At 67.5% G+C, this 20,846-nt stretch carries 20 protein-coding genes; 11 read left to right on the top strand and 9 right to left on the bottom strand.

Annotated features, from left to right (window positions below; translation table 11 throughout):
* Nucleotides 1–197: 197 nt before the first annotated feature.
* Nucleotides 198–2,207, bottom strand: a complete 2,010-nt coding sequence (locus AB0M65_RS25375; protein ID WP_364032215.1) for a DUF6541 family protein — start codon at nucleotides 2,205–2,207, stop codon at nucleotides 198–200.
* Nucleotides 2,208–2,284: 77 nt separating this feature from the next.
* Here AB0M65_RS25375 and glf point away from each other — a divergent pair, with 77 nt between their 5' ends.
* From glf to AB0M65_RS25350, 5 genes are all read left to right on the top strand, one after another.
* Complete coding sequence (glf, locus tag AB0M65_RS25370; RefSeq protein ID WP_364032212.1) at nucleotides 2,285–3,511, top strand: UDP-galactopyranose mutase; 1,227 nt, start codon at nucleotides 2,285–2,287, stop codon at nucleotides 3,509–3,511.
* Nucleotides 3,504–4,022 carry a phosphatase PAP2 family protein gene (locus AB0M65_RS25365; protein ID WP_364032209.1) on the top strand — a complete coding sequence of 173 codons (519 nt, stop codon included), beginning with the start codon at nucleotides 3,504–3,506 and terminating at the stop codon, nucleotides 4,020–4,022. The genes glf and AB0M65_RS25365 overlap by 8 nt, the downstream gene beginning before the upstream one ends.
* On the top strand, nucleotides 4,019–4,978 hold the full coding sequence (locus AB0M65_RS25360; RefSeq protein ID WP_364032206.1) for a decaprenyl-phosphate phosphoribosyltransferase: 960 nt from the start codon (nucleotides 4,019–4,021) through the stop codon (nucleotides 4,976–4,978). Before AB0M65_RS25365 ends, AB0M65_RS25360 begins: the two co-directional genes overlap by 4 nt.
* 97 nt (nucleotides 4,979–5,075) lie before the next feature.
* A complete protein-coding gene (locus tag AB0M65_RS25355) occupies nucleotides 5,076–5,465 on the top strand; it encodes a hypothetical protein (protein WP_364032203.1) in 390 nt (129 codons plus the stop codon).
* Nucleotides 5,466–5,539: 74 nt separating this feature from the next.
* Nucleotides 5,540–7,045, top strand: a complete 1,506-nt coding sequence (locus AB0M65_RS25350) for a glycosyltransferase family 87 protein (protein WP_364032200.1) — start codon at nucleotides 5,540–5,542, stop codon at nucleotides 7,043–7,045.
* A gap of 226 nt (nucleotides 7,046–7,271) precedes the next feature.
* Here the strand turns inward: AB0M65_RS25350 and AB0M65_RS25345 are convergent, their stop codons facing one another.
* The 4 genes from AB0M65_RS25345 to AB0M65_RS25330 are packed head-to-tail and all read right to left on the bottom strand — an operon-like array spanning nucleotide 7,272 to nucleotide 10,732.
* Complete coding sequence (locus AB0M65_RS25345) at nucleotides 7,272–7,865, bottom strand: hypothetical protein (protein WP_364032197.1); 594 nt, start codon at nucleotides 7,863–7,865, stop codon at nucleotides 7,272–7,274.
* Nucleotides 7,865–8,581: a hypothetical protein gene (locus AB0M65_RS25340; protein ID WP_364032194.1), complete on the bottom strand. Its 717-nt coding sequence runs from the start codon at nucleotides 8,579–8,581 to the stop codon at nucleotides 7,865–7,867. Before AB0M65_RS25340 ends, AB0M65_RS25345 begins: the two co-directional genes overlap by 1 nt.
* 28 nt (nucleotides 8,582–8,609) lie before the next feature.
* On the bottom strand, nucleotides 8,610–9,365 hold the full coding sequence (locus AB0M65_RS25335) for a decaprenylphospho-beta-D-erythro-pentofuranosid-2-ulose 2-reductase (protein ID WP_364032191.1): 756 nt from the start codon (nucleotides 9,363–9,365) through the stop codon (nucleotides 8,610–8,612).
* Nucleotides 9,362–10,732 carry an FAD-binding oxidoreductase gene (locus AB0M65_RS25330; RefSeq protein WP_364032189.1) on the bottom strand — a complete coding sequence of 457 codons (1,371 nt, stop codon included), beginning with the start codon at nucleotides 10,730–10,732 and terminating at the stop codon, nucleotides 9,362–9,364. The genes AB0M65_RS25335 and AB0M65_RS25330 overlap by 4 nt, the downstream gene beginning before the upstream one ends.
* A 100-nt stretch (nucleotides 10,733–10,832) precedes the next feature.
* Here AB0M65_RS25330 and AB0M65_RS25325 point away from each other — a divergent pair, with 100 nt between their 5' ends.
* Nucleotides 10,833–11,345, top strand: coding sequence for a GtrA family protein (locus AB0M65_RS25325; RefSeq protein WP_364032186.1), 513 nt, complete (start codon nucleotides 10,833–10,835; stop codon nucleotides 11,343–11,345).
* A gap of 6 nt (nucleotides 11,346–11,351) precedes the next feature.
* Nucleotides 11,352–13,277 carry a glycosyltransferase gene (locus AB0M65_RS25320; RefSeq protein ID WP_364032183.1) on the top strand — a complete coding sequence of 642 codons (1,926 nt, stop codon included), beginning with the start codon at nucleotides 11,352–11,354 and terminating at the stop codon, nucleotides 13,275–13,277.
* An 877-nt stretch (nucleotides 13,278–14,154) separates the two neighbouring features.
* On the opposite strand, the gene AB0M65_RS25315 is transcribed toward AB0M65_RS25320, so the two are convergent.
* Nucleotides 14,155–14,397, bottom strand: coding sequence for a hypothetical protein (locus tag AB0M65_RS25315; RefSeq protein WP_364032180.1), 243 nt, complete (start codon nucleotides 14,395–14,397; stop codon nucleotides 14,155–14,157).
* 114 nt (nucleotides 14,398–14,511) lie between these two features.
* Between AB0M65_RS25315 and AB0M65_RS25310 the strand changes: the two genes are divergently transcribed.
* The 4 genes from AB0M65_RS25310 to AB0M65_RS25295 all read left to right on the top strand — a co-directional run bounded on the left by AB0M65_RS25310 (nucleotide 14,512) and on the right by AB0M65_RS25295 (nucleotide 17,979).
* Entirely contained in the window at nucleotides 14,512–15,276 is a 765-nt protein-coding gene (locus AB0M65_RS25310) for an ESX secretion-associated protein EspG (protein WP_364032177.1), read from the top strand.
* A 145-nt stretch (nucleotides 15,277–15,421) separates the two neighbouring features.
* Nucleotides 15,422–15,898, top strand: a complete 477-nt coding sequence (locus AB0M65_RS25305) for a hypothetical protein (RefSeq protein ID WP_364032174.1) — start codon at nucleotides 15,422–15,424, stop codon at nucleotides 15,896–15,898.
* A gap of 5 nt (nucleotides 15,899–15,903) precedes the next feature.
* Complete coding sequence (locus AB0M65_RS25300; protein ID WP_364032171.1) at nucleotides 15,904–16,458, top strand: DUF3558 domain-containing protein; 555 nt, start codon at nucleotides 15,904–15,906, stop codon at nucleotides 16,456–16,458.
* A gap of 12 nt (nucleotides 16,459–16,470) precedes the next feature.
* Nucleotides 16,471–17,979: a hypothetical protein gene (locus AB0M65_RS25295; RefSeq protein ID WP_364032168.1), complete on the top strand. Its 1,509-nt coding sequence runs from the start codon at nucleotides 16,471–16,473 to the stop codon at nucleotides 17,977–17,979.
* Between the two features lie 81 nt (nucleotides 17,980–18,060).
* Here AB0M65_RS25295 and AB0M65_RS25290 read toward each other — a convergent pair whose 3' ends face one another.
* Genes AB0M65_RS25290 through AB0M65_RS25280 form a run of 3 tightly spaced genes read right to left on the bottom strand, consistent with a single transcriptional unit; the run spans nucleotide 18,061 to nucleotide 20,747 of the window.
* Nucleotides 18,061–18,969 carry a glycosyltransferase family 2 protein gene (locus AB0M65_RS25290; protein WP_364032165.1) on the bottom strand — a complete coding sequence of 303 codons (909 nt, stop codon included), beginning with the start codon at nucleotides 18,967–18,969 and terminating at the stop codon, nucleotides 18,061–18,063.
* Nucleotides 18,966–19,790 carry an ABC transporter ATP-binding protein gene (locus AB0M65_RS25285; protein WP_364032162.1) on the bottom strand — a complete coding sequence of 275 codons (825 nt, stop codon included), beginning with the start codon at nucleotides 19,788–19,790 and terminating at the stop codon, nucleotides 18,966–18,968. The genes AB0M65_RS25290 and AB0M65_RS25285 overlap by 4 nt, the downstream gene beginning before the upstream one ends.
* Before the next feature lie 3 nt (nucleotides 19,791–19,793).
* Nucleotides 19,794–20,747, bottom strand: a complete 954-nt coding sequence (locus AB0M65_RS25280; RefSeq protein ID WP_364032159.1) for an ABC transporter permease — start codon at nucleotides 20,745–20,747, stop codon at nucleotides 19,794–19,796.
* Nucleotides 20,748–20,846: the final 99 nt, after the last annotated feature.

The following is a 20,846-nucleotide window of genomic DNA, read 5'->3' as shown; positions in this document are numbered from 1 at the left end:
CCCCTTAGTGGGTCGCACCAGGGGTGGTATCGGGAGTACGGTTCGAAGCTTTCGCGCGCATGACGGAGAGGGAGGGCCTTCCTGTACTTGAGGAAGCGTGAAGGTCGAGTTCCCTCGGCTGAGCCGAGGGAAGGGGGCCTTCACGCGCCGTCGTCGTGACTGATGCTGCTGCTGAGGTCAGAGGTGTTGGAGCCGCCTCAGCGCGTCAGGGTGTAGATCGAAGCACCCGCGTTGCCGAAGTCCTTCCGCAGGAAGTTCAGCCCGTCCAGATCCCGCAGCCCCGGCGCCGGCGGTTCGCCGATCTTGATCGGCGTGCTCCCGATCAGCACGTGCTTGATGTTCAGCCGCTTCACCGCCGCCTGTACCTCGGGGTCGGCGTCGTAGTCGCGGAAGTGCAGCGACAGGTACTTCGCGTCCGGCGGCGGCACGCCCGGGTCGTAGTGCCCGGCGACCGGGTGGATGCCGGTGATCGCGTACAGCCAGGCCGTCCCGTCGAACCGCTCGTTGAGCACCTTCTCGTCCGGTCCGACGTTCATCTTGGCCAGTTCGTTCATCGCGGCGAGTTCGTCGGCGCTGACCGGCGGGGTGACCTCGCCTTCGGGGCCGTTGTAGTAGAGGAACGACACCGCGTGCGCGTTCGACTCGGTGTAGAAACCCTTGGTCAGGACGGCCGACGCGGCCACGACGAACACCGCCGTCGCGAGGCCGAGCCGCGCGGGCAGCGCGGGCCGGTTCTTCACCAAGGACCGGCCGCTCGCCCATTTCGCGAACCAGCGCTGCAGTTCCGCCATCCCGTGCCCGGCCAGCAGGCACAGCGGGATCGCGGCGAGCGCCATCAGCCGGTAGCGGTCGTTCCACCACGGTCGCGACAGCGACACCACCCACGGCTCGGCGCCGAACGACGCGACCAGCACGAACAGTGCCGAGAAGCCCAGCGCGGCGAGTCCGATCCAGCGCATCCGGCCGAGCCGGAACAGGCTCAGGACGCCGATGACCAGCAGCACCGTCAGCCACACCTGCGGCGCGCTCAGGACCTGCCGGAAGGTCACCAGCAGCCCCAGCGACTTCACCACCGGCAAGTCCGAGCCCCAGGCGTGGTACGGATATGAACCCGAAGTGAATTTCAGCGCACCGAGAATGTGCGGGGCCGCGAGCAGTCCGCTCGCCACCATCACCGGCACCATCTTGACGACGTCTCCGCCGATGATCCGCGGTCCGCCGCGGCCTTCGGGCACACCGTTGAGCGGCTTGTGCCGCAGCGCGCGGTACCAGCGCTGCACGACCAGCGGGAAGGCGAACAGCAGCGCGCCGAACAACGCCGACGAGTGCGCCGCGAGCAGTCCGACGGCGGTCAGCGCGAGCACGTACCCCGTGTCGAGTCCCGGCCGCGCGAGGAACCGGGCGAGCGCGACGACGGCCAGCGGCGTCAGCACGATCCCCAGCGCGAACGGCAGCAGCCCGCTGGACACCGACTCGTACGCGCCGGTCGTCGCGGCGGCGGCCACCAGTGCCGTGCAGCCCGCGAACACCGCCCGCCCGCCGAGCTGGCGGATCAGGGCGACCATCGACAGCGCGAAGATCCCGGCGACCGGCATCGTGATGGCGTTCAGCGTGACCGGGATCGTCGTACCCGAAATCGAGTACACGAGCGAGCCGACCAGGTGATACGCGTTCGGGTAGAACGAGCCGTCCGGGTACCAGTTGACGGTGCCCATACCGGTCAGCGAGCCGTCGCCGGTCTCGGCGATGTAGCGGATGCCGTTCGCGTGGAACACGGTGTCCCAGCGCTGGAACACCGCGGTCGTCCCGCCGCGGGCCGAGAGCACCACGACGATCGAGATCCCGATGGCCAGCGCCACACAGGCCGCGACGGCGTAGTGCGCGCGCGGGTGCCACTTCGTCGGCGGCTCTTCGGCGCCCGGTTTGATCCAGCCGCGGCTCAGCCCGAGCCGTCGGAGGCCGAAGCCGATCCCGGCGAGCACGGCCGTGACGCCCGCCACGGTCAGGGGGTTGAACGACACGCCCGCGAGTGCCAGCCACGGACCGGCCAGCCCGGTTACCGTGTAGGACAGCAGCGGGGCCAGGCCCGCCAGTGCCCAGCCACGCAGGCCGGCGGCCCGGCCGACGACGCCGCCGGGGATCGCCAAGACGGCCAGGTAAGTGAAGGTCGCGCCGAAGTACGACCAGAAGGTGTCCGGAGTAGGCACTGCTTCCTAGTGTGTCGGAGGGTGAAAACCGGTGCTCGCTGCAGGGCACGGAGTCGACTTGCGTACCCTCGACGCCCGTGAGCGCGCACACGAACCCCGACAAGATTACTGAAGCCGATTTCACCGGCTACGACCTCATCGTGGTCGGGTCCGGTTTCTTCGGGCTGACCGTTGCCGAACGGGCCGCGGCCGAGCTCGGCAAGAAGGTCCTCGTGCTGGAGCGGCGCCACCACCTCGGTGGTAACGCCTACTCCGAGGCCGAGCCGGAGACCGGGATCGAGGTGCACCGCTACGGTGCGCACCTGTTCCACACGTCGAACAAGCGGGTGTGGGAGTACGTCAACCGCTTCACCGAGTTCACCGGCTACCAGCACCGGGTCTTCGCCAAGGTCAAGGACCAGGTCTACTCCTTCCCGATGAACCTGGGCCTGATCAACCAGTTCTTCGGCAAGTCGCACACGCCCGCCGAGGCCCGCGAGCTGATCGCCAAGCAGGCGTCGGAGTTCGAGACCGCGAACGCGCAGAACCTCGAAGAGAAGGCGATCTCGCTGGTCGGCCGCCCGCTGTACGAGGCGTTCATCCGCGGCTACACGGCCAAGCAGTGGGAGAACGACCCGAAGAACCTCGGCGCCGACATCATCACCCGGCTCCCGGTCCGCTACACCTTCGACAACCGCTACTTCAACGACACCTACGAGGGTCTGCCGGTCAACGGCTACACCGCGTGGCTCGAGAAGATGGCCGAGCACGAGAACATCGAGGTGCGGCTGAACGTCGACTACTTCGACGTCCGCGAGCACATCCCCGCCGGTACGCCGACCGTCTACACCGGGCCGCTGGACCGCTACTTCGGCTACTCCGCCGGCCGGTTCACCTGGCGCACGGTGGACTTCGAGTCCGAGGTCGTCGAGACCGGTGATTTCCAGGGCACCTCGGTGGTCAACTACAACGACGAAGAAGTGCCCTACACCCGGATCATCGAGTTCCGGCACTTCCACCCGGAGCGGAAGCACTACCCGAACGACAAGACCGTCGTGTTCCGCGAGTACTCCCGGTTCGCCGGTGAGGCCGACGAGCCGTACTACCCGATCAACACCCCGGACAACCGCGAGAAGCTCGAGGCCTACCGCGAGCTGGCGAAGGCCGAGGCCAAGGACAAGAACGTGCTGTTCGGTGGCCGTCTCGGTACCTACAAGTACCTCGACATGCACATGGCCATCGGCTCGGCGCTGACCGCGTTCGACAACAAGATCGCGCCGCACCTGATCAATGGCGCGCCTCTCGACGGGTCCCTCGATGCTTGAGAAGGGCGCACCCACCGGCGAGGTGGCGGTTCTCGCGAAGGCACAGGGCGTCCTGAAGAGTGACGTCACGGTGAAGGCGGCGCGTGGTCTTTCGCACTTCGGCGAGCACAGCGCGGGATGGTTCGCGCTGGGGCTCGTCGGAGCAGCGGTGGACAAGAAGCGCCGCAAGGACTGGCTGATCGCGGCGGTCGGCGTCGTCGGCGCGCACGCCGCGTCGATCGCGGTGAAACGCGTGGTCAGGCGGCCGCGCCCGGACCACCCGGGTGTCGAGGTCCTGGTCTCGACGCCGAGCAAGCTGAGCTTCCCGTCGTCGCACGCCACCTCCACTACGGCGGCGGCGGTGCTCTACTCCGGATTGACCGGGCGTAACCTGGTTCCGGCCCTGGTACCGCCGATGCTGGCCTCCCGGCTCGTGCTCGGCGTCCACTACCCGACCGACGTTCTGGCCGGAGCGGCCCTGGGGGGTCTCGTCGGTGGTCTCATACGACGGAAGCTGAAGAAACGACAATGAGTGAAACGACCGAGAAGGCCGATTCCAAGCCTGACGACGTAGATCCCGTGGCCGAGGCCGCCGAACCGAAGAAGGTCGCCGGCGGTCTCGTCGGCGGCATCATCAAGACGGCACGCCCGCGCCAGTGGGTGAAGAACGTACTGGTGTTCGCCGCACCGTTCTTCGCGTTCTCCAAGTCGACGGACCGGACCGGCCTCCTGATCGCCGCGCTGATCGCCTTCGCGGCGTTCTCGCTGGTGGCCTCCTCGGTCTATCTCATCAACGACGCCGTCGACGTCGAAGCGGACAAGGCCCACCCGACCAAGCGGAACCGGCCGATCGCGGCCGGGATCGTGCCGGTCCCGGTGGCCTACGTCTCGGCGGTGGTGTTCTTCGCTCTCGGTCTCGGCATCTCGTTCTTCGCCAGCTGGCAGCTCGCGGTCGTGCTGGCGGTCTACGAAGCCGTCCAGCTCGGCTACTGCTTCGGGCTCAAGCACCAGCCGGTGGTCGACCTGGCCATCGTCGGCTCGGGCTTCCTGATGCGGTCGATCGCCGGTGGTGTGGCCGCCGGTCTCGCGATGTCGCAGTGGTTCCTGCTGGTCACCGCGTTCGGCTCGCTGTTCATGGTGGCGGGTAAGCGCTACGCCGAGATCATGCTCTTCGAGCGCACAGGCGCGAAGATCCGGTCTTCACTGAAGAAGTACTCGGCGAGCTACCTGCGGTTCGTCTGGGCGACGTCCGCGGCGATCCTGATCATGTCGTACTGCCTGTGGGCGTTCGAGATCCGTCAGGTCGAGCACAACTCGGTTTGGGCGGTCGTCTCGATGGTCCCGTTCGTGGTCGCCGTCCTGCGCTACGCCGTCGATGTCGACGGCGGCAACGCGGGCGAGCCGGAGGAGATCGCGCTCAAGGACCGCGTGCTCCAGGTGCTCGGCGCGAGCTGGGTCGTAACGCTGTTCCTGTCGTTCTACCTCTGATTCGACAGCTGGGCCACAGCGCATCCACAGGTTGCGCACGCATCCTCGGTGATGGGGGCGGGTGACACACCCGCTCCCATCGACCTAGGAGCGAACGATGAGCGACCCGCAGCGGCCGGCCGGTGACGACGACAAGACCGTCGAGCAGCCCGCCGAAACCACCGCTGAAACCCCAGCCGACGCGGCCCCGGCTGCCTCACCGCCGCCCGCGGCTGCCCCACCCGCCGCGGCCGTGCCGCCTCAGCAGCCGCCCAAGAAGGGTGGCTTCCACCGGTTCGCCGCCGCCAGGGCCACTCAGCTGGTCGCGGTCGGCCTGCTCGGCTTCCTCCTCGGCGGCGGGATCATCGGCACCGCCGTCGGCCTCGCCGTCGGCGACAGGCACGACGACCGGCCGGGGATCTCCCGCGAACACCGTGGTCCGGACCGGCACGGCCCGATGCGTGACTTCCACGACGGCGACCGCGGCCACCGTAACGACGGGAACTGAGCCCCCGCCGGGCGTGACCAGTCCCACGGACAGTAGGTAACGGAATTATCACGGCACCGTGTACGGTGTTCGTGATGCGAAGCGCCTCCGCTGAACTGCCCAAGGCCCCCGGTGCGCTGCCGGTGGCCGCCGTCCTCACCCGCCCCTGGGTACTGCCTGCCGGGGCGGCGATCGCGTCGGCACTGGTGTTCACGCTGGTCAGCGGGCATTTGATCGACGACACGTACATCACGCTGTCGTATGCGAAGAACCTCGCCTTCCACGGCCATTGGGGCCTGATCGAGGACGGCACCGCCAACACCGCGACGTCGCCGCTCAACGTCCTCGTGCTGGCACTCGTCACGTTCATCGTCCGCGACCCCGTCTTCGCCGCCGGGATCGTCTTCGTCGCGAGTCAGGTGGCGCTCGTCCTCGGCCTGCGGCGCATCGGCACCGCGACCGGTCTCCCCGCCGGATTCGCCCCGCTCGCGCTGGGCCTGCTGCTGGTGAACCCGCTGCTGATCTCCTCGGTCGGCCTCGAAGTCGCCCTCGGCGCGGCGGCCGTCGTCTGGCTGATGGTGTTCCTGCGCGAACGGCGGCCCGCCGCGGCGGGTGCGATCATCGGCCTGATCGCGCTGATCCGGGTCGACCTGCTGCTGATCGCGTTCGTGCTCTTCCTCGCCCGCCGCGAATTCTGGGCCGGTATCTGGCGGATGACGTTCGCCGCGCTCGCGGTGATGCTGCCGTGGTTCGTGTTCAGCTGGCTGGCACTGGGTTCCGCGGTGCCGGACACCCTGGTCATCAAGATCATGCAACGCTCGTGGGGACCGTTCAGCTTCACCAACGGGCCACTGCTCTACTGGCGCAATTTCCCCATGGCGTCGACACTTTCCTTCCTGCCACTCGTGATCGGCGCTCTCGCCGGTCTACTGTGGACGTTCCACTACCGGCGGGGCTCGGACCGGGCGAACCGGATGGCCCCGTTCGCGACACTGGCGATCGCCGGTGCGACGCATTATCTGGCGTACTGCTGGCTGAATGTCCCGCCCTATCACTGGTACTACGCGCCGAGCATCATCGGCGCGACGATCTTCCTCGCCGCCGGCGCCTGCGTGGTGCCCGGTCGTGCCCGGCTCGGCGCGGGGATCCTCGCCGTCGTTTTCCTCCTCGTGAGCGCCGTCGCCTACGCGACTCCCGAATTGCCGCGCCGGTTCGCGCCGATCACCAGCAATCACGCCGCGTCCGACGATTACCGCAAGATCGGCGCACAACTGGGTGAGCTGACGAAGGGCCGCAAGGTGGAAAGCGCGGGTGAGGTCGGCGCGCTCGCCTACGCCTGCGATTGCGACATCGTCGACCAGTTCTCCGACCGCGGCTCGGTCGACCCGGCGATCATCGAGACGAAGAACCACAGCGGTGACCTCGGGAAAGCCTTACTGGAAGCGAACTTCCGGTTCTTCGACCACAGCGTCCCACCCGCGACCCCGGATTTGGTGCTGGCCACCACCCGGAAGGCGCCGCCGCCGAACGCGCTGGCCACCTGGACGATCAGCTCACCGTGGATGGGCACCCAGAAGCTCTACCTGTTGCCCGCGCGGTAGAACCCCGTCACGAACGGGCGGACGACCTCACCGCTTCGCTTGCGAAGCGTTCGAAGACCAGTCCTTGCACGCGCAACGACCGCAACTAGAGGACTAATTGCGGGGTGTTGCGATCCGGAGGCCGCTGTCCGCGGCCATGAAGGATTTGGGACGTCGAGTGTCCCAAATCCTTCATGGACAAGCCCGAGACCGGCTGTTTGACTTACCCCTCAATAATTGCGGGGGTTCAGTGGCGCGAAGAGGCCCGAGCCGCCTTCTTGACGGCCAGCATGTCGCGTTGGCAGACCACGGATCCGTCCGCGAACGAGAACTGAAGGACTGGCCGGGCCGGGAAGCTCCGCCCCGGGTAGAGCGCGGACACCGAACGCACCACGCTCGACGGCATCTCCTCGCAGGTCCGGAACGGCTGGGCGGGATCCTCACCCTCCAGCATCCGCGCCGGGTACACGACGGCCAACCGCCGGTCGGACAACGTCAGCCGCGCCTCACCGTGACCACCGGCGAGATGATCCGCAAGCCGTGCGGCGGTCTGGTCTGTGGTCCGTGCGACGACCCAGCAGGCGATGGTCGGGTCGTCCGTCCAGTCACCTTCGAGTACGTCCGGCGCGGGCAAGGGCCATCGCGGTTTCCCTGTCACCGCAGGGGTTTTCCGCGTCGGGGAATAGGGAAGCGAGAGCTTGCCGTCCAGCAGCAGGCCCACGTGACCGTATGCGGGCGGGCAGCCGATGATCAGGCGTTCGCCGGGCGCGAGCCAGAACTGGTGCAGCTCCCGTTCGACGATCTCGTCGACGGTCTTAGCGGTCAGCGGCGTGTTCTCCATCAGCTCACCGTCATCGAGTGCAGCCAAGCGAATTGTCGGGGATCGTCGCAGTCGAAAAGGAAATCCATCCCCGATCCGTCCACAAAGGACGCACGAAGGCACGGAATCCGCTTCTTGCCCCGATCCGCCACGGCGAAACCGCCGATCCGCTCGCGTGGCAGCTCGACGGCCACGACCATCGGATGCCGCGTGATCGGGACGCCCTCGGCGTTCTCGCCGTACGTCTTCGTGGTCATGATCGCGGCGATGTCCTTGCCGGTCTTGACCACACCCTTGCCGAACCCGATCGCCTTCCCCAAAAACGACTTCTCGGCGGCCTTCTCCGGCTCCGGCGGCGGGATGAACTTCTCCAGCACCAGCAGCCGCGCGCTGGTCAGCGCCCACAGCCGGGAAAGCGAACCGCTGGTGGACATCTCCCGCACCATCGCGTGCGCCAGCCCGCCCTGTGCACCGAACACGACGACCTGCGGCGACGGCGGGTTCGACGCGCCACTGTCGTCGCCCCCGCCCAGCGCCGCGCCGACCACGTCGCCGGCGAAGTTCGCCGCACCCGAGCCGAGTTTGCCCAGCACGCTCTTCTTCGGCGCACCCCACGGATCGAGGCCGCGTACGTCGTAGTTCAGCGTCCGGCCGTACGCGGCCCAGAGCAACCGTTCGCCCGGGTGCAGTGAAGGCAGGGCCTGCGACGCCGCCCCGAGCGGGTAGCCGAGATTCATTCTCGAACGACAGCAGCGACGTCGTTCCCTAAATCGGCAGTTTCCGGAAGATCGGCCGCGGGATATGCCGCAGGGCCGACATGACCAGGCGGAACGGCGCGGGCGACCACACCAGTTCCTTGCCGGCGCGGGAGGCGTTGACCGAGGTTTCGGCGACCTGTGCGGCGTCCACCGTCAGCGGGGCGTCCTTGAGGCCTTCGGTCATCTTGGTCCGGACCTGCCCGGAGCGGACGACGGTGATCTGCACGCCGAACTCGGCCAGTGCCTCGCCGAGGCCCAGGTAGAAGCCGTCGAAACCGGCCTTGGAGGAGCCGTAAACGAAGTTCGAGCGGCGGACGCGCTCACCGGCCACCGAGGACAGCGCGATGACCTTGCCGTGTCCCTGCGTCTTGAGCTTGTTCGACAGCGCGACGCCGACGGACACCGCGGCCGTGTAGTTCACGGTCGCCGCCTCGACCGCCTTCGCGTGGTCTTGCCACAGCTCTTCCTGGTCACCGAGCAGGCCGAACGCCACGACGGTGACGTCGATGTCGCCACCCTCGAATGCCTTGTCCAGCACCGCGGGGTGCGTGTCCGTCGCCTTCGCGTCAAAGTCCACGCATGCCACCTCGGCGCCCTTGTCTTTCAGGCGCCGCACGGCCGCGTCGAGCCGCGGTGACTGGCGCCCGGCCAGTACGACCCGGAGCGGTCGCTCGGCGAGGTACTTCTCCGCGATCGCGAGCGCGATGTCGGAGGTACCGCCGAGCAGGAGCAGGGACTGGGGGTTACCCACAGCGTCGATCACAGTTCCAACCTTCGGGACATGTCAGAGGCGAAAACGCCTTCGGGGTCAACGGAAGCGCGGACCTTGCGCCATTCCTCGAGCCGCGGGTACATCTTCGCGAAGTTCTCCGCGGAGGTCCGCGAGTCCTTCGCCGTGTACAGGCGCCCGCCGAGCGCGAGCACGTCTTCGTCGAGTTCCTGGCAGAACCGGCTCAGCCCGTCCTTGATCGGGAAATCGAGGCAGACCATCCAGCCGGGGTGCGGGAACGACAGCGGCGCCGCGTTGCCCTCGCCCATCTGCTTGAACACGTTGAGGAACGACACGTGCCCGGAGTCCGCGACCTTCTGGATGATCCGGCGCAGCGGTTCGTGGGCGTTCAGCGGCGTGCTGAACTGGTACTGCAGGAAACCCTTGGAGCCGTAGGCGCGGTTCCACTCGCCGAACAGGTCCAGCGGGTGGTAGAACGCGGTCAGGCTCTGGATCACGTCGCGCGCGTTCTTCGCGGTCTTGCGGTAGTACAGCTCGCCGATCGCGCTGAACGACAGCTTGTTGGCCAGCCCGTTCGGGAACACGTCGGGCAGCGTCGCGAGCTGGCCCGGGTTGAACTTCAGCGGGTCCGAGCGCAGCTTGGGCGGTAGTTCGTCCAGCTTCGCGAGCGAGCCGCGCTGGAAGGCGGCGCGGCCGAGCTTCGCGCCGGTGGAGATCGAGTCGAACCAGCCGGACGAGTACGTGTAGTTGTCCTCGGAACCGTCGGTGACCAGCGCCAGGGTCTCGTCGAGGTTCGCCGTTCGCTGGATGTCGGCCTTGAAGTAGGCCGTCTCCGTCTTCGTCATCTGGATCTTGGCCCGGACGATGACACCGGTCAGGCCGATACCGGCGACGGTCGCCCAGAACAGCTCCGAATCCGGGCCCTCCGGGGTCAGCGTGCGCACCTGGCCGTCGGCGGTGAGGAGGTCCAGCGACACGACGTGGTTGCCGAAGCTGCCCGCCGAGTGGTGGTTCTTGCCGTGGATGTCGTTCGCGATCGCGCCGCCGATGGTCACCTGGCGCGTACCCGGCAGCACCGGGACCCAGAGGCCGTACGGGAGGCCCTCACGCATCAGCTTGTCGAGGCTGACGCCCGCGTCGAGGTCGACGATGCCCGAGTCCGGGTCGATCGAGTGGATACGGTCCAGCGCGGTCATGTCGATGACCAGGCCGCCGGCGTTCTGCGCGGGGTCGCCGTAGGACCGGCCGAGACCACGCGCGATGACCCCGCGTTCCCCGGCCCGCGTCACCGCGCGGGCGATGGTCTCCACGTCGGGGGTGCTCAGGACGTCCGCGATACTCGGCGACGTCCTTGCCCAGCCCATGAGCGACTGCCGCTGTGTTTGGGGTGCTTGGGTCACGCGGACCAGGGTAACCACGCCGAACAGTGCCCGGAACGTGACCCTGAAGTGCTCGCTTCTACACTTTGGGCACCAGCCCAGCAGTTTATGAGGTAGAGCAGTGGTGGCGACCGACCCGCAAGCCGGCTTGACGGCAGCAGCGCCGTCCTCCCCTGGGCTGCTCGGGCAGCTCCTGCGCTTCGCCCTCATCGGCGGCTTCTGTGCCGTCGTGGATTTCGGCGTCTACCAGGGGCTCCGTGCTCTTGGAATGGACGCGACGCCGTGGGTGGACATCGCCCGCGCGCTCAGTTTCATCGTGGGCACCACCACCGCCTTCTTCCTGAATCGCAAGTTCACCTTCGCCGGTGGACGCCAGGAGGGCGCACGTCAGATCGGTAGCTTCGTGCTCCTGTACGCCGTGACGTTCGCCGTCGCCGTCGGCGTCAACCGCACGATGCTGCACGTCCTTCCCGAGTCGGCCTGGAAGTCGACTTTCGGTTGGGTCGTTTCGCAGGCAACCGCGACCATGATCAATTTCGTCATGCTCAAGTGGGTCGTCTTCCGTGAGCCCCGCGCCACCGTCACCAGCCCAGCCGTGACCAGCACGGTCGTGACCAGCACAGAGGAGAACTGAGGATTCATGCCCGGTAAAGCCGCCGTCACCGGAGAGGCCCCGAGCGCCATGGTGAGCACGATCGACGACACCCGCTTCGCGGAACGCACCCCGCAGGGCCGTCTCACCGCGCAGCGCGGGCTTTACGCCGGCCCGGCCCCCATCGTCAGCAAGGACCTCTACGCCGAGCTCGAATGGGGCAGTGCCGTGCGCGAGCGCGCGGGCATCACCCTCGAACCGGCGTCGAAGGTGTCCGGCAACACCTATTTCGGGCGCTTCCCCGCGAGCTACTGGCAGCGTTGGACCGACGTGACCGAGGCCGTCGTCGAGGCCGTCGTCACCGGTGACGGCCAGCTGTCCGTCGGCGCTTCCGACGTCGAGGGTGACGCGCGCGTCATCGCCGCCGAGGTCGTCGCGGGCGCGAAGCAGCGGAAGGTGACGCTGGCCGCGAAGCTGGACAAGTTCTACGACGGCGGTGCGCTCTGGCTCGACCTCGAGACCGAGGGTGGCCAGTCGCTGCGTGTCGAGAGTGTCCGCTGGACGGTCGAAGCGCCGGAGAAGATCCGCCCGACCGCGGTGACCATCTGCACGATGAACCGCGCCGACGACTGCCTGGCGAACCTGCAGGCGCTCGCCGCCGACGTCTCCTCGCTGGAGACGCTCGACGCGATCTACGTCGCCGACCAGGGCACCGACCTCGTCGAGTCGCGTGACGGCTTCGAGCAGGTCGCGAAGGACCTCGGCGACAAGCTGCACTACATCAAGCAGCCGAACCTCGGCGGTGCCGGTGGCTTCACCCGCGGCCTCTACGAGGTCGCCGGGCACACCGAGACCGAGCACGCGAACGTCCTGTTCATGGACGACGACGTGCTGCTGGAGCCGGACCTGGTGATCAGGATGACCGCGTTCTCCAACCGCACGGTCAACCCGGTCATCGTCGGCGGGCAGATGCTGAACCTGCTGCACCCGAACCAGCTGCACGTCGGCGCCGAGTACGCCCGGCTGAACACCCTCGAACCCGGCCAGCCGGTCACGCACTCGCTCTCGACCGCCGACCTGCTCGGCGTCGACGAGGAGACCCTCAAGCCGAACCGCCAGGAACGCCGCCTCGACGCCGGGTACAACGGCTGGTGGTCGTGCCTGATCCCGTACGAGATCGTCAAGGCGACGGGCTACCCGCTGCCGTTCTTCTTCCAGTGGGACGACGCCGAGTACAGCTACCGCGCGCGCAGTGCGGGCTTCCCCACGGTCACCCTTCCGGGCGCCGGCGTCTGGCACGCCGACTTCCACTGGAAGGACTGGGACGAGTGGCACCGCTACTTCAACCTGCGGAACTCGATCATCACCGCCGCACTGCACTCGCCGTTCAACCTGAACCTGCTTTCGCGCGTGCTCATCGCGCAGCTGGTCCGGTACCTGCTCGGCATGCAGTACGGCCTCTCCGCCACGCTGATCAAGGCTGTCGAGGACTTCCTCGAAGGGCCGGAGGTCCTGCGTGACGGCGGTGTCGCCGCGATGAAGGAGATCCGCCGGATCCGCGACGAGTTCCCCGAGACCAAGCGGCACAAGGCCACCGACGTCCCGGGTATCGCGTCGAACGACATCGGCATCATCAACAGCGCGCCGCGGCCCAGCATGCAACGCCTGGTGCTGATCAAGCGGATCCTCGACCGGGTGCTCGGCCGCAGCCGCCACTCGCTCGGCGCGATCCCGATCGACGAGGCCCACTGGTGGCACGTCGCGACCTTCGACACCGCCGTCGTCACCGACGCTTCGCAGGAAGGCGTGCGGGTCCGCTCGTACGACCGCGCGAAGATGTTCGAGCTGGCCCGCAAGGGCGCGAAGACGATCCAGCGGCTTCGCAAGGAGGGTGCGGCGGTGCAGGAACAGTACAAGCGCGCCATGCCCGAGCTGACGTCGCGTGACAACTGGAAGCGCCTTTACGAGCTGTAAGACCGCTTCGCTCGCTTGAAGTGTCATGAGGGGTCCCCATAGGACAAATTTCGTCCTATGGGGACCCCTCATGACGTTCGGGGCGCTCGCTCGCCGCGTCGGTCCAGGGGTGGTGCTTCGCCAGCGTCATGGCAGGGAGGCATGGCAGGGAGCCCTTCGCGGCGCGGGTCCGGCCTGGCCGACGAAGCCCGGTCGAGCGTGGCCGTCCGACCAGTCCTGCGCCTCGATCCAGGCGAGGAGTTTGAGCGCGTCGGCCAGCTCAGTGGCGTGTCCACAAAGGACAGTTTCTGGCGGCCGAGTGCCCGATTCATGCCTGTGTGTGCGTTTTGTTCGGGGGTCGTGAGTGATAAAGGGGGTTCTAACCCTCTTTATCACTCACGACCCCCTCCTAAAGTTACGCAAATAGGTCAAACCGGGCTCCCGCAGCTTGAATAGTGTCCTTTGTGGATAGTCAAGACGTGCCGGTGCTCCCCGCGAGCCCCGCCCCGCACGCGGACTTCGTCGAGGGGAACGCTTTCCCGTCCCGTCTCAACGGCTGCGCACCGCTGGGGCCGGCCGCGAGGGCCGCACGGCTCATCGAAGAGCTCGGGAAGCCCGAAACCGCCGCCGGGATCAGGGCGGAGATCGACGTGGTCCGCGAACGTCTCGACGCGGGTCTTCGCGGCGCGATCCGCCGTCCCTGCCCGCGGCCCGGGCGGCCGGCGCGGAACTCGCGTTCCGGGCCGTCGGCGCACTGGTCGCGGCCAACGGCAGCACGTCGGTGCCGACCGGACGACACCCCCAGCGGCTCGTCCGGGAAGCGACCTTCCTGCTGGTCGCCGCCAGCCGCCCGGAGATCAAGGCAGGCCTGCTGCAGTTGTTCTCCCGCAAGTAGCGATTAGTGGAGGCCGAACACCCGGTTCTTGCGGTTGAGGTCGTCGATGTACGCGGCGGCCACATGGGAGAAGTTGATGGCGACCTCGGAGTCGTCCTTGGTCTGGATCGTCTGGACCGAACCGGTGCGGACGTAGTGCGAAAGGTCCTTCGTCAGCCGTTCGGATTCCTCCGGCGTGAGCGCGAAAAGCAAGGGCTCCCCGCCGGTGGCGAGGTGCAGGACGAGCGCGGGTTTCTGGTCTGCCATGAATCCATCGCACCAGCCTTGATCACCACCGGGCAAGCGGGTTCGCTGCGGGCGTATCGGTGCGTGGACTACGTTCAACCCCGACGAACAAGACACCTGCAGGGGGAAATCGCGATGCCGCATTCGTTCTCGCTGTCGTTGGCGGCGGTGGACATCCTGCTCGAACACGGACGTCTCGGGCCGGCGCCGGTCCCGTTCGACGTGCCGCATATCGGCACCACGACCGATCAGCGCGCGATGGTGCGCGAGGCCGTCTTCCGCGACCTCGAAGGCCGCGGCCTGATGCGTGGCGGCAGGCTCGACGCCGACGTCGAGCTCGCGCTCGCCACGTTCGTCAATCCGCAGCTGGCCGTCTGGACGGTCGCGCAGATGGACAAGGACAAGCAGCTGTTCGCCCGCGCGGCGTCGAACGGCCAGTTCGCGCTACTGGCGCGCCAGGACGAAAACTTGCTCGTGTTCGAGGAGACCAGGCCGACCGCGATCGTCGCGTCGATCGTCGACCTCCTGCCGCTCACCCCCGCGGGGCCCGGCCAGTCGGTCACCATCGCGAAGCCCGCGAGCGTGCCGAAGCGCCCGCGCAACGACGACGCGTACGACCCCTTCGCCGACGTCAGCGGGCCCCGTTCGCACGGGTCGACCCCGCAGCTGCGGCAGGTGGAGCGGATTTTCGAGAGGCCGAAGACGCGGGTGGGCCAGTTCAGTGTGTTCATCCGCGGTGGGACCGTGTTCCCGCCGCTGGCGTGGTTCGACACCGAAGCGGGCCGGTTCATGATGACTTCGCGCAAGGCGGCCGACGGGCAAAGCTGGCTGACCTACGCTCCGGCAGACAACGCGAGGATCGCGCAGCAGCTGTATGCCCAGCTCGAAGGCCAGTTCTGAGCTGACGGGAACCGGGATGACGCCCGTTTCGTCACAGTTCCGGCGAAGTCTTCGGTGATCGGTGAATCACCGTTGCGCTGAGTACTCGGCTAGTAGACTGCCAGGCGGATACGCACGGGCGAGAGACGAAGCAGTGGGGCGGGCGATGGCTTTCGAAGCGGACGGCGGACAGGCGGCAACGAGCTATTCGATCGGCGCACTGGGGGCGGCGGCCGCCGGCTACGTCGAACGGGGTGGGCTGAACCAGGAGGCGATCGCCAAGGTCAGCGCCGAAACCCAGAAGCTGGTCTCGGCGGCCAAGAGCGGCGGCTTCAAGATCACCGAGAAGGGCGTGGAGCCGCTGCGCAAGGCGCTGGCGGACATGTCCGAGCACCTCGACACGCTCAAGGCGAAGACGGTGCACCTTTCGCAGGCCCCTCAGCTGGGCGGCCACCCGTACGGCAAGGCCGTGGCGGCGCACGACCAGAAGGGCGCCTCCGAGGCGACCGGGTCCGCCTCCGTGGTCCTCGACCAGTTCGCCAAAGTGGTCAAGGACGCCGACGAGGCGCTGGCCAGGGCCGCCGGGCTGTACAAGGGCGTCGAAGACCGGGCGCTCGACGCCACCAAGACGATTCAGGCTTGAGGACGATGAAGAAGCTGTACGCCTTGCCGCTCGTCGCGGCCGCGCTGGTACTCACCGCCTGCTCCAGCGAGAAGCCAGGGATCCCCACCGCCGCACCGTCCTCGGCGCCGGGGCAGCCCGGGTCCTCCGCCGCGCCGCCGTCCACCGGCGGCGGGAACACCGCGTCACTGGACCCGTGCTCCCTCGTCAGCGCGACCGAACTGGCCTCGTACGGGACCTTCAAGGCCCCTGAGACCGGCGAAGACGGCGGAGCCCGCACCTGCACGCTCACGAAGGACAAGGCCACCGCCAGCGAGGAATCGCTGACCGTCAGCGTCGGCATCCGTGACACGCAGGGGCTCGACAGCGTCAACGACGGCGGCAACGGCAAAACCAACGGCAACGTCCAGGGCCGCAAGGCGGTCCTGGTCCCGACGCCGCCGACCAACTGCCTGATGGCGCTCGAAGCCGGCGCCACCTCACGGGTGGACGTCGTCACCGTGTCGACGGACCCCGAGAAGGCCTGCGGTGTCGCGGAGAAGGTCGCGGACATCGTCGTACCGAAGCTTCCGAAGAGCTAAGGGGGAATCAGGATGACCACGAAGACACCGAACCTGAGCGAGAAGCAGGTCTCCGACCTTTCTCCCGCGGCACGTGACACGTACTTCCAGCAGAAGGCGGACGAAGGCGTCGACCCGAGCGACGGCTGGCTCTTCGGCGCCGTCAAGCAGTTCATCGCCGCCGGGAAGGCCCAGAAGCAGTCCCAGGAGGTCGGGGACAAGAACGTCGACGACCTGACCCGGAGCGGCGACGTCCAGTACGTCGAAGGGCTGGAGCCGTCGAACGCGGACTACCAGGGCTACGACCACGAAAAGCTCGAGCAGTTCGTCAAGAACGACTTGAACGTCGAGCAGGTCACGAAGGTCTCCACCGCGTACCACGACATCCATAAGGCCTTCGAGAGCTTCGCGACCACGATGACCGAAGCGGTCAAGGCTTCAGAGGGCACCTGGGACGGCGACGCGGCGGGTAATGCGAAGGGCTACTTCAAGAGCCTCAGCAAGTGGTCCGACGCGAACTCGCAGAACGCGAAGCTCGCGTCCGAGACGATCTACGACCAAGGCACCGCGGCTTCCAACGTGAAGAACACGATGCCCGCGCCGATCCCCTTCAACTGGAAGGACGAGGTCGGCGGCTGGGTGACGTCGAACCCGTTCAACCTGGGCGACAACATCGACAAGTCCATCGAGAAGCAGCAGAAGAGCCAGGAGGCGCACACCGAGGCGGCCTCCGCCATGCACACCTACGACAGGGCTCTCTACGACGCCGCGTCGAAGCAGCCGGTGTTCGCCGAGCCGCCGAAGTTCGGTGTCGATGGCGGCGGTGGAATCGACCGGCCGATGCCTTACCAAGTGCCGCCCGGCTCGAACCCGCCCGGTTCCGACAACCCGCCCCGTGGCACCTACATCCCGCCCGGCAGCGGTGGCGGTGGCGGGAACGGCTCCGGCGGCGGCGGGAACGGCTCCGGAAGCTCCGGAAGCGGCGGTGGGGGCGGCGGTTCCTACCTCCCGCCCGGCACGGCCCATATCCCCGGCCCCGGGTCCAGCACGGGCTCCGGCAGCATCCCGTCGGGGACGACGCCGTCCGGCTTCCAGAACACTCCGCCGCCGATCAGCACACCCGGCCCCAACAACCAGAACGCGATGCCGATGAGTCCGATGCCGATGTCACCCATGATGGGTGGCGGCATGGGCGATTCCGAGTACAACGGCCGAAGTGGCCGCGGCACCGGTGGCGGCGGATTCGGTCCCGGTAGTGGCGCCGGTTCCACGCCCGGCTCGGGCTCCGCGTCCGGTGCGGCCCGTCCCGGCGGTGTCGGCGCGGCCGAAGCGGCGGCCGGTCGCGGTATGGGCGGCCTCGGCGGTGGCGCCGGCGGTCGTGGCGGCGCGGGCATGGGTGGTGGCGGCATGGGTGGCCGCGGTCAGCAGTCGGAGGGGGACGAGGACACCGAGCACCAGCGTCCGACGTACCTCGTCGAGGGCGACCCGGACGAGGTCTTCGGAACCGACATGCGCACCGCTCCGCCGGTCATCGGCGAGTAGACCTACGCACCCGAGCGTGCAAAGAACGGCCCGGTACTTGCGAAATCCGCAAGTACCGGGCCGTTCATCGCACCGGGAAGCTCAGTACCGGAAGAACTTCTCCTTGCGGCCCTGACGCACCAGCTTGAGCCACTGCAGGAACGCCTTCGGGTCGCGCTTCACACCGACGAAGTACAGCCCGAACCGCACGACTTCGAGTGCGCCGATCTTGCGCATACCCGGCTGCGACAGCAGGTACCCGCGGTTGCGGTAGGTGTAGTAGCGCTTGACCTCGTTCTCCGGGTCCTGCGCGTGGAACCGGCCACCCAGCATCGGCTTGAACTCGTCGGAGCCGTCCGGGTGCAGGTACGCGGTCTTGAGCGAGGTGCCGAACGGCAGCCCCGAACGCACCAGGCGCCGGTGCAGTTCGACCTCGTCGCCGCGGAAGAACAGCCGGAGGTCCGGCACGCCGACGACGTCCAAAGTGGACGCGCGGAACAGCGCGCCGTTCATCAGCGAGGCGATGCCTGGCAGGAAGTCGACGCCCAGTTCCGACGACGAACGCTTCCAGGTCAGCCCGCGCCGCAACGGGAACGCGAGCTTCTCCGGCGAGTCGATGTTCGACACCACCGGGGAGATCTCGGCCAGATTCCGCTTCTCGGCCTCGTCCAGCAGGATCGCGAGCACGTTCTCGTCGGCCGGACGGCCGTCGTCGTCGGCCAGCCAGACCCAGTCCGCGCCCAGCGACAACGCGTGCAGCATCCCGAGCGCGAACCCGCCCGCGCCACCGAGGTTGCGGTGCGAAGGCAGGTACGTGAAGGGGAGCGGGTAGTCCTCGACGATGCCCCGCGCCGACTGGTCCGGCCCGTTGTCGACCACGACGAGGTGGTCGACCGGCCGCGTCTGCGCGGCGATCACCTTCAGCGATTCCGAAAGCAGTTCCCGCCGATGGCGCGTGACGACGACGCCGACGACGGCGCCTTCGGGCAACTGCCTGGTCTCGCTGGTCATCCTTGGCCGCCGTTCGTCGTCGTCACCGGCTCGGGTGCGGCACCGAACCGCTCCAGCGTCTCCTGGCTCATGTTCTCGAACGGGTCGCGCCCCTTATAGCCGGTGAGCACCTCACGCAGCGAACCACGCTGCTTGATGTGCCCCTCGTCCATCCAGATGGCGGAATCGCAGAGCTCGAAGAGGAACTCGTCCGAGTGGCTGGCGAACACCAGGATGCCGGACCGCTTGACCAGGTCCTTCAGCCGGTCCTTGGCCTTGTTGAGGAACGCCGCGTCGACCGCGCCGATACCCTCGTCGAGGATCAGGATCTCCGGATCGATCGAGGTGACCACGCCCAACGCGAGGCGTACGCGCATACCGGTCGAGTACGTCCGCAGCGGCATCTGCAGGTAGTCGCCGAGTTCGGTGAACTCCGCGATGTCGTCGACGCGGGCTTCCATCTGCTTCGCGGTCATCCCGAGGAACAGGCCGCGGACGATGATGTTCTCCAGCCCGGAGATCTCCGGGTCCATGCCGATGCCGAGGTCGAAGACCGGCGCGATCTTGCCCGAGATCCTCGCCGAGCCGCGGGTGGGCTCGTAGATCCCGGACAGCAGCCGCAGCAGGGTCGACTTCCCGGCCCCGTTGTGGCCGACCAGGCCGACGCGGTCGCCTTGTTTCAGCGAGAGCGTCACGTCGTGGAGGGCTTCGATGATCGGCACCTTGCTCTCGGTGCCGATCTTGCCGCCGACCTTGCCCAGCACCCGCTTCTTCAGCGAGCGGGTCTTCGCGTCGAAGATCGGGAAGTCGACGAAGGCGTTGTGCACATCAATGCTGACCACTTGTCACACCCAATAAGAGACGCGGGAACGGTAATTACGCATCGCGACCAGCGCGAGACCCCAGCCGATGACGGTGATGCCGCCGACGATCACCCAGCTGTAGGGGCTGACGGCTTGTCCGATCAGTGGAGCACGCACGATCTGGATGAAGTGGAACAACGGGTTGCCGTAGACGAACGGCAGTGCCCACGAGGTGGCGGCTCGCATGCCGCCCGCCATCAGCTGGTCGATCGGCCACACGATCGGCGTCATGTAGAAGAGCAGCTGGATGACCGAGTTGATCACCTGCGGGATGTCGCGGTAGCGGGTCGAGATGATGCCCAGCAGCAGGGTGACCCAGCCGGCGTTCAGTGCGAGCAGGAAGAAACCGGGGATCGCGGTGAGCGAGTACCAGCCGATACCCGGGTGGCAGATGCCGGAGAAGCCTTCGTTGCAGTTGCCGGTGTTCAGCGAGTACTGGTGGTTCAGCGCGGTGAAGAAGATCGCGATGACGATCACGTAGACGATCAGGTTGTGCACCAGCATCAGGGTCTGGCGCCATACCGTCCGCAGGACGTAGACCGAAAGCGGGGCCGGGAGCTGTTTGATCAGCCCCTCGTTGGAGATGAAGGTCTCCATGCCCTCGGACAGGCAGCCGCTGATGAAGCCCCAGATGATGAACCCGGTGCTGATGTAGGGCAGGAATGTCGCCGTCGGCATGCCGAACAACTGTGAGTACAGAAGTCCGAGGCCGAGTGCGATGACACCCTGGCTGATGGTGATCCAGAACGGGCCGATCACCGAGCGGCGATAGCGCTGCTTGATGTCCTGCCAGCCGAGGTGTCCCCACAGCTCTTTGGCGGCGAAACCGGTCTTGATGTCGGTGAACGCGCGCGCGAAGGTCTTGCTGTCCGAAATCGGTGGAACCGAGGTCGGAGCAGCGTCGTCGGCCGCGTGAACCGTGCTGGTGGCATGCACGGGAACGAGGGTACCGATGGGGCGTGCGGGGCCTGGGCCGCCCCGCCCCGACCACACACCGCTACCGTCGGCTTCGAACCCGGACGCGGTGCGTGTGCT

This window comes from Amycolatopsis sp. NPDC051071, from assembly GCF_040682875.1.
Classification (GTDB): Bacteria; Actinomycetota; Actinomycetes; order Mycobacteriales; family Pseudonocardiaceae; genus Amycolatopsis.
Note: the sequence above shows the minus strand (reverse complement) of the source record. Positions and strands in the feature narration are given on the sequence as shown.